Source organism: Bacillus sp. BML-BC051, from assembly GCF_019656175.1.
GTDB classification, from domain to species: domain Bacteria; phylum Bacillota; class Bacilli; order Bacillales; family Bacillaceae_G; genus Bacillus_A; species Bacillus_A mobilis.
Genome location: NZ_BPLI01000021.1, coordinates 1 through 9,036, shown reverse-complemented (window position 1 = coordinate 9,036; position 9,036 = coordinate 1). Strand labels below are relative to the sequence as shown.

The following is a 9,036-nucleotide window of genomic DNA, read 5'->3' as shown; positions in this document are numbered from 1 at the left end:
TGGTTGTGTGTTCTGGTGTACTGGTTGTTCTGGTTGTACCTGGTGGTACTGGTGGTTCTGGTCGTACTGGTGGTACTGGTGGTACTGGTGGTACTGGTGGTACTGGTGGTACTGGTGGTACTGGTGGTGCTGGTCGTACTGGTGGTGCTGGTGGTGCTGGTCGTACTGGTGGTGCTACACACATCTGGCAATACACCTAGAAAAGGAAAGTTATGAGCTTCCAATGTGCCAGAAGTGTTTGTTAATGAATCTGCAATAAAAGTTCCATTTATCTGTCCAAATCCTGCTGCACGCCAACTTGCAAATGGTGCTAACACACTACCTTCGATAGATAAATTTTGGTTGAAGGCATTAGTTGCATCTGGAAAATTATATAAAATTTCCTGTGCATCCGTACTAGTAGCTGGTGAACCATTTCTAAAAATAGAATAGCTACCAAAACCAATATTATCTCCCGTAATATTAATTAGGATAGTAGAACCCACTGGTGCAATAATATTGATACCATTTGCTGATTGTAGTGTTAAACCTGTTCCAGCAACATTTGTGCCATCAAAAGTAAAGATGTTGAGAGTAGGATCTAACCCTGTTAATACAATCTGTCCGAAGTTAGTAGTTGCCACTCCTGTTGGGGCTAAAGCGCCCCATGTAGTGGACGCGCATTGTAGGAAATTTGCTTCAGTATTAAAATCGATTAAATCTTGTACGAGTGGTTGACCAGGTACGCCATTGTTATTTGTCATGGTATAAGTAACAACAGTTCCTGTAGAACTAATGACACTATTCCCGCTGAAATTAGTACCGCTTGTTATCACCATTTCCATACCTACAATTAAATCTGCTCTCGTTGTAGATAAAGGTAATGTGTTTCCGATTCCGTAATTTGTAAGTGTGGCTATTCCACCAACCGCTACCCGTCCTTCAGAGTCTACATTACTTTGTGTCTGGTTTCCTATTACAAATACATTAAAATTATTAGCTGTTCCTAAATTTGTAGCCATTTTGTCCCCCCTTTTTAGAACAAAATCATTTAAATGTATCTTTCTATTTTATGAGAAAGATGCAAGGATGACTTAGTCCAAAAAGAAAATAGGCTCAAAATTCCTCCTTATTTAACAGGTAGTATATCTAATAATGGCTGAAGCTGCTGTTTCCAAATCCAATGTGGACTATAACGTCTTCTAACAGCTGCTTTACTAAATAATACTTTATTGCCTTCTACTAGCTTTGCAATTTCAGAAGCATGATCTTGTAAATAAGCAACTTCTGATGGATGATACTTCTCAATAGTATCAAAACCAAAATTTCTTGCGTCCCATCTCATAAAATAAGCTTGTAATTGTTTTCCTAATTCTTCTAAGGCTGGTACGCACTCATTTAATACAATTTGATTACCTCTGCTCGCAGCTTCTAGAACTATTAAACCAAATGATTCAGAATAAGAGGGACAAACAAATATATTGGACAAAGTGAATAAATCCATTACACCTTGTCTTGGAAAACCTTGAGTATAACCAATAGATGAGGTGAATAGCATATCCTCTCGATCTAAACCAAACTTTATTCCGTTGTTATAAATCATTTTTTTGTATCTTTCTGGATTGATGTCGCTACATGGAAAATCACAAAATATAACTTTTACTTCTTTTTCCGTCTTTGTTTTTAAGGCTCCACAAAAAGCTGCAACTTTCTCGAACTTTTTCCCTGTTGTTAACCTTCCAGGATAAATAATAAGATAATCTGCTGAAAAAATGTCAATATGGGATGCTACATGACTCACATCATCAGATAAACACTCTAGTATATCTAAGCTATTATTAATAACTTTACAATACCCTTCTGCAATATTATATTGCTTGGATAAAGCGGGTATCCCAGATTGTGTCGGGTAGATATAGATGGTATTAGGCATAGGGGAGTATCTGGCTGAAAATGGATGTTCTGTATGACGAGGTCGAGTAATAGGAGCAGAATGAGTGAAGGCTAAGAATCGAACTTTTGGAAGCTGTTCTTGTGCTTTTCGAATCGCAATATTATGAACTAAATGCCATCCCTGATAGTGTATATCGTGCATCATACAGATATCTATATCTTCTAAGTGCTGTATAAAATCTTTAGCAATTACTTCAGTTTCTTCAAAAAATGTATCATGTATTTTTCCATTTGGAGTAGAGTAATCTTTCCAATGAATCATTTCTCCATTTAATCTGTTTGTGATTTTTATCCATTCGATATTTTCATGGAGAAAAACCCCATACCGTTCCTCCAAATTACAATCTTCAGAGACTAATAATTTTATTTTTAATCCCTCATTTAAAAACATACGTAAATGCTCCGCGACAACATTCACTAATGAGTAGGTGGAGGTTAGTCCGTTAAACATTGTTAAAATGGCTATTTTCATATTCTTTCACTCCTTTTTCTTAGCTATTCCATAATTTATATTCAATTCAACCTATTTCTAAAACTTTATAAGTACGAAACACAGTATTTTTAATAAATTCAGCATTTACTACTGTCAGGTTTAGTACAAGCAACATTTAATATAGTAAGGAAGGAGGTGAGGTTGTACATGGCTACTGCATATGGCGCATTATACGCACCTACGCTTACACAACATGCAACTACAAATGGAGTTGTTTCATTTCAATCTTTATCTGTTCAAAATAGTGGTGTTACAACTCCGAATCCGCAAACAATTGCTGTGACAGGTACTGGCGTATATAAAGTCAAATTTAGTTTAGATTTAACGCTACAAAACTTAGCCTGGAATTTATTTAACACAAGTGCTGAAATTTTTATTGCTGTGAATGGAGTTAAAGAAGCTGAATCAAAAGTAAGCTTAGTAAATGGTCTGTTAGCTTCCACAATGATAACGTCAACGATAGAAATGAATGCTGGAAAATCAATTATTTTAGGGCTAAATGCAGGAGATGCTTTAACTCTTGTATTTGGAACAATTAATGACCCTAACAGTAATTTAAATTATCAACATCCTGTTTTAGAAGTAATCCAAATTGCATAAAGAGCGGTAATATCCGCTCTTTATATTAACAATAATTAATTTTATCCATACATTTGTATGCCTATTAATAATCAGTATGCATAATTAGTCAAAGCAAATGTGTTATACAAAACATAATTTATATGATTATCTGCAAATTCAAGAAGTAAAGGAGTAAATAAAAATGAAAGATGTTTTCACATATATATTCAAACACAATGTTTGGGGAGGAACTGAGTCTGTATCAGGTACAGGTTCGTCTGTGTACGAATCTCAACAACTTATTAACAAACTACCATTATTGTTAAATCTATTCGAAATCAATTCTGTTTTAGATGCTCCATGTGGAGATTTTAATTGGATGAAATATGTTCCACTTCCTTTGACTACTAATTACACAGGTATAGATATTGTGACAGATTTAGTAGAGGAAAATAACAAGATGTTTAAAAAAAATCATATAAAATTCGTAGAAAAGAACATTGTGCAAGACGATCTTCCTTGTGTAGACTTAATACTTTGCAGGGATGCTTTGGTACATTTTACTTTTGAAGATGTATTAAAAGCAATAAAGAATTTTAAACAAAGTGGTTCCACATACTTATTAGTTACGCACTTTCCTACAGTAATAAAAAATGATGAAATTCATACGGGAGATTGGAGACCATTAAACCTTTGCCTTCATCCGTTTTCTTTTCCGGAACCCATTTTAAGTATTAAGGAAACACTAAACATTAAGACAATGTCTTTATGGAAATTATCAGATTTAAATATATGAGTTATTTATAACACTATATAAACAAAAATATAACGGAAAAAGTCGGCAATCTGTTACTTTAAGATTACAAAATATAGGGGGAGAAGTTGGAGCAATTAGCGGTTAAGTATAGTATGTTTGTGAAGGCCTATATAGTAGAAAAAGTAAAAAAGTGCAAACAAACTTGCTAACAACTAAACAAAAAAGATATAAATTTCGCTGATATATCCTTATTAATTATGTGATAATCTAATCAAAGCACATAATTAAACAATTTAAAAATGCGAGTTTACAATTGAAAACCACATCCATGTTTTATTGGGACATACTAATGTTACTTAGTTCCAAGAATAACACTTCTTTGATGTCTAAACGTTTCCTTGTAATTCTTAATACAGTCGTTAAATAATTATGGATCTCGTATTTTTCATTCTGTAGTTTATCCAGTATTGTTGTTACTCCTTTTAATAGCAATTCATTTTAATAGCACTTCATTTTAATAGCAATTCATTCGCCTTATACTGGCTTCTGAATATGCAATTTTATTCATTTTCTCCACTTTACTAAAGTACGTTTCTTGCAACTTCCACAATCAAAATGTCCATTTCCTTTAGAAATTCGACGTTTGTAATTACAGTTAGGACACTGGACCTCTTGTTTTTCAAACGCTGCATATATAAATCCTAACGAAAAAAGAAACAATGGAACGGCAAAAAATAACCCAACTATTGTGATACCCAAGATAACAGAAAATAGGATGCCGAAAATTCCGAAAACTAATGAAGCTTTACGGCTAAATTTTTCTTTTGTGGAACTCTTTTTTTGATCCACTTCAATGAAAAACGTATTACCATCTGTCGTTGTTTTTGTCTCCATATTTCTCCTCCTTTATTACTTTAAAATAAGTATATCAGAGTATTCGGAAATGTATCTACAAATAAAAACAGTACATTTATTTTATGTACTGTACAACGTCCTCAATACGGTAGGTTTTATCGACACCGTTTTCTTCAGCTAATTGGTTTAAAGCGTCCAGGATTGACTTTAATGTGTCAAAACGCACAAGACCAACCTCACCATTAACTAGATTACTAATAGTGGCTGGACGAACTTTTGATTCCACTGCTAACTTGTTTTTGGTAATCCCAATTTCCTCCATCGTTTCTCCTAAAGTGAATACCATAGAACTCATGGTAATACCTCCGTTCATTCCGATCATTTATTACTTTTCATTTTACACAATTTACATATCAAAGTAAAACTTTTTTCGGAAGACTATTGACGTATGACTCCTAGAGTTATATATTGTTACTAACAAAGTTTTACTCCTAGAGTCATACTTTTTATATAAATGTGAAGGGTGGAACAGTATAGATGCAAAAAATAAGCGATTACTTCGGTTTAGAAACAAAATCTGATTGTATTTGGTTTTATGGTTTTTATACTGTGGCTTCGGTTTTATTCGTTATTAATATGCTTATAGCTCACGTGCTATAAGCTCTTTCTTTAACTAAATATCGGACAACCTCCAGCCTCGATCCTTATTCGAAAAAACAGATATACACGAGGTCTAGTTTCTTATTGTCTTTTTTAGGTAACTAAGGGAGGATCCACACGAGGAATGACCTAACACTCGTTAAACTTGAACAGGTTAGCTAAGCCAACGTCAGAAAGTTTAGCGTCCTAACGAATAACGTTTCCTTGTTTGCGTTGTTAGGAGTCTAGGCGAGTACGGCCATTAACGGTACGGCGGTTGCTTGGCGTGTTACGGCACGGGTAGCAGCTGATAATGAAAGAATTATAGGTTACGAGTAATGAAGGATACGCCAGTAGTGCATTTCCTTTCCTGGTTCTTTCTGCAGATAGGACAAGCTTTATCTGTAAAAAGTCAGCTGTGTAAGAGATTACAGCGTTTAAACAGGGTGTTACTATACGGATTCCTTAACCCGATAGACCATGATTGACAGAACGTCTACTTTACGACGTTTTTTATTTTTGAAGCGTTGTAAGGTAGTCATTCTCTGCCCTAGCCGTTGTCCTGTACCCTCATCCCATGATTGTCTGCCGAACACAAAAGTCAAGTGTAAAAATAAAGATAAAAACTTATTAAGGCTGGAGGGGGAGGAATTACTCCTCGATGGTCCAGATCTCCTCTATTGGTTTACCCAGTTCCTTACAAATTAGATAGGCTGTATCAAAACGAGGTTTAGTACGATTACGAACAATTGCACTAAGAGTAGAGTCGTCAACTCCAATACGTTTTGCAAAATCACTCTGCTTAATATCAAGCTCTGCAAAGATTACTTTGAGTCTACATTTAAACTTCATATACGTTCACCTCAAAGATTTACTTTCTATATACAAAAATAAACTCCTTTATAAATAGTACAAGCTAGAAAGAAAAAAATTGGTGTGGACGTGCAAAAATAATTCTCCAGGTCATATACCTATATCAAGACCACGAGGAATACCAAGTGGAAAAAAGGACATCAAGAAGGGAAAGGTGAGGAACAATGAGACCTGGATATAAGTATTTAAATCGCATGCAACTGTATCCACCCCAAACACTTTACAACATGTACGCAGATGCAAATGACTATGGTGAAGTAAGATGTTTGTACAATCACATCGCAAATCACAATATGTTACAAAATCCAAACTACGTTGATATCGTTGACTTATTAGGAGAAGAAGAGCCTTATGGTCCGTATAACGAAATAGGGATTCAAAAAAGGATTGATACATACTTAGAGGACTGTAAACAGTGGAGAGATGAGCGATGAGGTGGCAATATGATTACTTGAATGACACGCCGTATCTGTATCCTTCTAAAGAACTGAGAAGCATGTATAAAGAGTCCAGGGGTAAAGGTGAAGTAAACTCTATTCTAAAACATATGGAAAGACACGAGGTATCTAACAACAAAGAGTACCGCGGTTACTACAGCTTATCTAACGATATTATGGAAGATCTATACGGGGAAGAGGAAGAAATTCTTGAATGGGATGAAATGGTTAATCAGTATCAACCGATTCTCACATCAAAAGGATTACAACTAAAAAGAAAGAGGGATTCGATATGACACTTGCAGGGGAAGTTGTAGTAATTTGGACAGCGACAGGATTGTCTGTAGTGGCGATGAAGGCAGCTGAGAAAATGGGGATGAGTGTTCCACATTGGCTTCCACGTATGACGATGTATACAACTCTTACCGGCTCGTTTTTGTATCTTCTACGTTATGTGCTAATGGTGTTTCTTTGAAGGAATGGAACCTAGAATCATGGGACACTTTGTTATATAAGAAAAACAACTTGTATGTAAATCTTCCAGTAAAGAGCAACTATATCCTTTAAGGATATATAAGGAGTGAACCCCTATGCTTGAATTGTTATTAATACCTGCAGTTTCGCTCGGGTACGCTTTGCTAAATGATAGTTTAAAAGGTAAAGAGGATGATAGAAAGAAGATACAAGTATTCTTTGAAGTAAGTGGGATTGCAATTAGGAAGGATGAAAAATTAAATTATCCGGTTTTTCTCGAAAGAAAAAAAGATGATCGTAGTACGACTTATGTATATAAACTTCCGTTAGGAATGCCATCTAAATTAATACAAAAGGTTGAGGATGTTGTAAGTGAAGGATTAAATAAGCCTGTACGTATCAAATACGATAACTACAAGATAATGATTCGGGTATTCAGTAAACGTATCTCAAAAAAGTGGTGTTGGAATGAAGGGCTAGTAAAAAAAGGTGAATGGCAAGTACCGATGGGGCAAAGCCTCGAGAAGTTAATTTATCATGACTTTGATAAAACTCCTCATATGGTACTAGGTGGTCTTACACGAATGGGGAAAACAGTATTTATGAAAGTACTACTTACTACTTTGATTGAGGCGAACCCTGAAAATGCTCACGTATATTTAATTGATTTAAAGGAAAAGGGATTAGAATTTAGTGAGTTTAGTGGCTTAAAGCAGGTGGTGGAAGTGGCTGACTCTGCAGAAAAAGCACATCATGTACTAAAACATATAATGAAAAAAATCGAAGAGCGTGGAAAATTCATGAAGGAAAATGGTTACAAAAATATTGTTGAAACAAAAGAAAAAGATCGGTATTTTGTTATTGTTGACGAAGGTGCCGTGCTTGCTCCGGCCAAAGGATTACCACGTCATGTTAATAAGATCCGAGAAGAGTGTCAGTACATGCTTAGTTATATAGCGACTGTATCGGGCGGCTTAGGATTTCGTTTGATTTTAGCTACACAGTATCCTACAGTCACATCAATTCCATCAGTAGTAAAGCAGATGTCTGATGCGAAGTTAGGTTTTCGGCTACCAACATATAAGGCATCTGAGGTTGTTCTTGATGAATCGGGACTAGAAACATTGCCGTCCTTACCTGGTAGAGCTATTTATAAAACTGATCGACTAACTGAGCTGCAGGTACCGTTTATTAGCGATGAAATGATGTGGAAACATCTAAAACAATATGAGGTGAAAAAAGATGAACATCCAGACACATATCAAGATAAACCGTCAGATGACGATTCTGACCTCGATTAGAAAGCTGAAATTCGCAACACGTAGGCATCTAATGGCGGTGCACGATATGGGAGGGATTCGTAACGCAAATCGTATTTTAAAAGACCTGAGCCCTTATGTAAATAATACAGTGTACCAAAAAGAGTACGTGTATTATTTAAATAAAAAAGGCCGTGAACTGTTCGACGATACAGAGAAGATTGTACCAAATAGTCGACTAGCTCACAGCTTAATGAGAAATGAAGCATGGCTCTATCTGTTTTGTCCCGACGACTGGCAGATAGAAACACCTATACGTTATAAAGTAGATGATAAAAAGAAGACAATTATTCCTGATGTGAAGTTCAGGGATGAAGAAGGTACACTACATGCTGTAGAAATAGATCGTACGCAAATGATGAATGTGAACGCTGAAAAGATGAGCAGGTATAGGGAATTTTCGTTATACTACAAAAATAAATACAACGGAAAAATACCGCTCATTCATTTCTTTACTATGACAGAATACAGACAAAAAAAGCTGGAACAACTTGCAGCTAAACATGATATATATGCAAAAGTTTATGTGGTTCCAGGTGTTTAATTCTTAAAATTGAGGTGGTTTATCATGAATGAATCGACAAAAGAATTGAATATTGACACCTAATTAAATGAATCTACAGCTAAAAAACTTAGAACCCTAACAGTAATAATACTTATATACTATTACTAATAATATACTCTATATATAATATA

13 protein-coding genes and 1 pseudogene are annotated in these 9,036 nt (G+C 35.2%); 9 read left to right on the top strand and 5 right to left on the bottom strand.

All coding sequences use genetic code 11. From position 1 onward, the window contains the following. The coding region (locus K5S59_RS30140; protein WP_259653016.1) for a hypothetical protein at positions 1-200 on the top strand (200 nt) is incomplete at its 5' end. Between the two features lie 54 nt (positions 201-254). On the opposite strand, the pseudogene K5S59_RS30515 reads toward K5S59_RS30140, so the two are convergent. Both K5S59_RS30515 and K5S59_RS12035 read right to left on the bottom strand, forming a co-directional pair. After that, positions 255-1,001: pseudogene (locus tag K5S59_RS30515) on the bottom strand (choice-of-anchor A family protein); the annotation flags it as partial. Between the two features lie 107 nt (positions 1,002-1,108). Then, a complete protein-coding gene (locus K5S59_RS12035; protein WP_000684372.1) occupies positions 1,109-2,404 on the bottom strand; it encodes a glycosyltransferase in 1,296 nt (431 codons plus the stop codon). Positions 2,405-2,572: 168 nt separating this feature from the next. Here K5S59_RS12035 and K5S59_RS12030 point away from each other — a divergent pair, with 168 nt between their 5' ends. Beyond that, positions 2,573-3,025 carry a hypothetical protein gene (locus tag K5S59_RS12030; RefSeq protein ID WP_000179693.1) on the top strand — a complete coding sequence of 151 codons (453 nt, stop codon included), beginning with the start codon at positions 2,573-2,575 and terminating at the stop codon, positions 3,023-3,025. Between the two features lie 163 nt (positions 3,026-3,188). Next, a complete protein-coding gene (locus K5S59_RS12025; protein WP_000655828.1) occupies positions 3,189-3,782 on the top strand; it encodes a class I SAM-dependent methyltransferase in 594 nt (197 codons plus the stop codon). Positions 3,783-4,307: 525 nt separating this feature from the next. Here K5S59_RS12025 and K5S59_RS12020 read toward each other — a convergent pair. Together K5S59_RS12020 and K5S59_RS12015 are read right to left on the bottom strand one after the other, a co-directional pair. Next, positions 4,308-4,637 carry a hypothetical protein gene (locus tag K5S59_RS12020; RefSeq protein ID WP_000448737.1) on the bottom strand — a complete coding sequence of 110 codons (330 nt, stop codon included), beginning with the start codon at positions 4,635-4,637 and terminating at the stop codon, positions 4,308-4,310. A 76-nt stretch (positions 4,638-4,713) separates the two neighbouring features. Further along, positions 4,714-4,953 carry a helix-turn-helix domain-containing protein gene (locus K5S59_RS12015; protein WP_000097410.1) on the bottom strand — a complete coding sequence of 80 codons (240 nt, stop codon included), beginning with the start codon at positions 4,951-4,953 and terminating at the stop codon, positions 4,714-4,716. Between the two features lie 182 nt (positions 4,954-5,135). Between K5S59_RS12015 and K5S59_RS12010 the strand changes: the two genes are divergently transcribed. Continuing rightward, positions 5,136-5,258 carry a DUF3961 domain-containing protein gene (locus K5S59_RS12010; protein ID WP_001169625.1) on the top strand — a complete coding sequence of 41 codons (123 nt, stop codon included), beginning with the start codon at positions 5,136-5,138 and terminating at the stop codon, positions 5,256-5,258. A gap of 630 nt (positions 5,259-5,888) precedes the next feature. On the opposite strand, the gene K5S59_RS12005 is transcribed toward K5S59_RS12010, so the two are convergent. Continuing rightward, entirely contained in the window at positions 5,889-6,089 is a 201-nt protein-coding gene (locus K5S59_RS12005; RefSeq protein WP_000669091.1) for a helix-turn-helix transcriptional regulator, read from the bottom strand. Between the two features lie 185 nt (positions 6,090-6,274). Between K5S59_RS12005 and K5S59_RS12000 the strand changes: the two genes are divergently transcribed. The 5 genes from K5S59_RS12000 to K5S59_RS11980 all read left to right on the top strand — a co-directional run bounded on the left by K5S59_RS12000 (position 6,275) and on the right by K5S59_RS11980 (position 8,884). Continuing rightward, complete coding sequence (locus tag K5S59_RS12000; protein ID WP_001247346.1) at positions 6,275-6,544, top strand: hypothetical protein; 270 nt, start codon at positions 6,275-6,277, stop codon at positions 6,542-6,544. Continuing rightward, positions 6,541-6,843: a hypothetical protein gene (locus K5S59_RS11995; RefSeq protein WP_001267618.1), complete on the top strand. Its 303-nt coding sequence runs from the start codon at positions 6,541-6,543 to the stop codon at positions 6,841-6,843. Before K5S59_RS12000 ends, K5S59_RS11995 begins: the two co-directional genes overlap by 4 nt. After that, complete coding sequence (locus K5S59_RS11990; protein WP_000170792.1) at positions 6,840-7,022, top strand: hypothetical protein; 183 nt, start codon at positions 6,840-6,842, stop codon at positions 7,020-7,022. Before K5S59_RS11995 ends, K5S59_RS11990 begins: the two co-directional genes overlap by 4 nt. 115 nt (positions 7,023-7,137) lie before the next feature. Continuing rightward, positions 7,138-8,322, top strand: a complete 1,185-nt coding sequence (locus K5S59_RS11985; RefSeq protein ID WP_000891524.1) for an FtsK/SpoIIIE domain-containing protein — start codon at positions 7,138-7,140, stop codon at positions 8,320-8,322. Then, on the top strand, positions 8,264-8,884 hold the full coding sequence (locus tag K5S59_RS11980) for a replication-relaxation family protein (protein ID WP_033682834.1): 621 nt from the start codon (positions 8,264-8,266) through the stop codon (positions 8,882-8,884). The genes K5S59_RS11985 and K5S59_RS11980 overlap by 59 nt, the downstream gene beginning before the upstream one ends. The last annotated feature ends 152 nt before the right edge of the window (positions 8,885-9,036 follow it).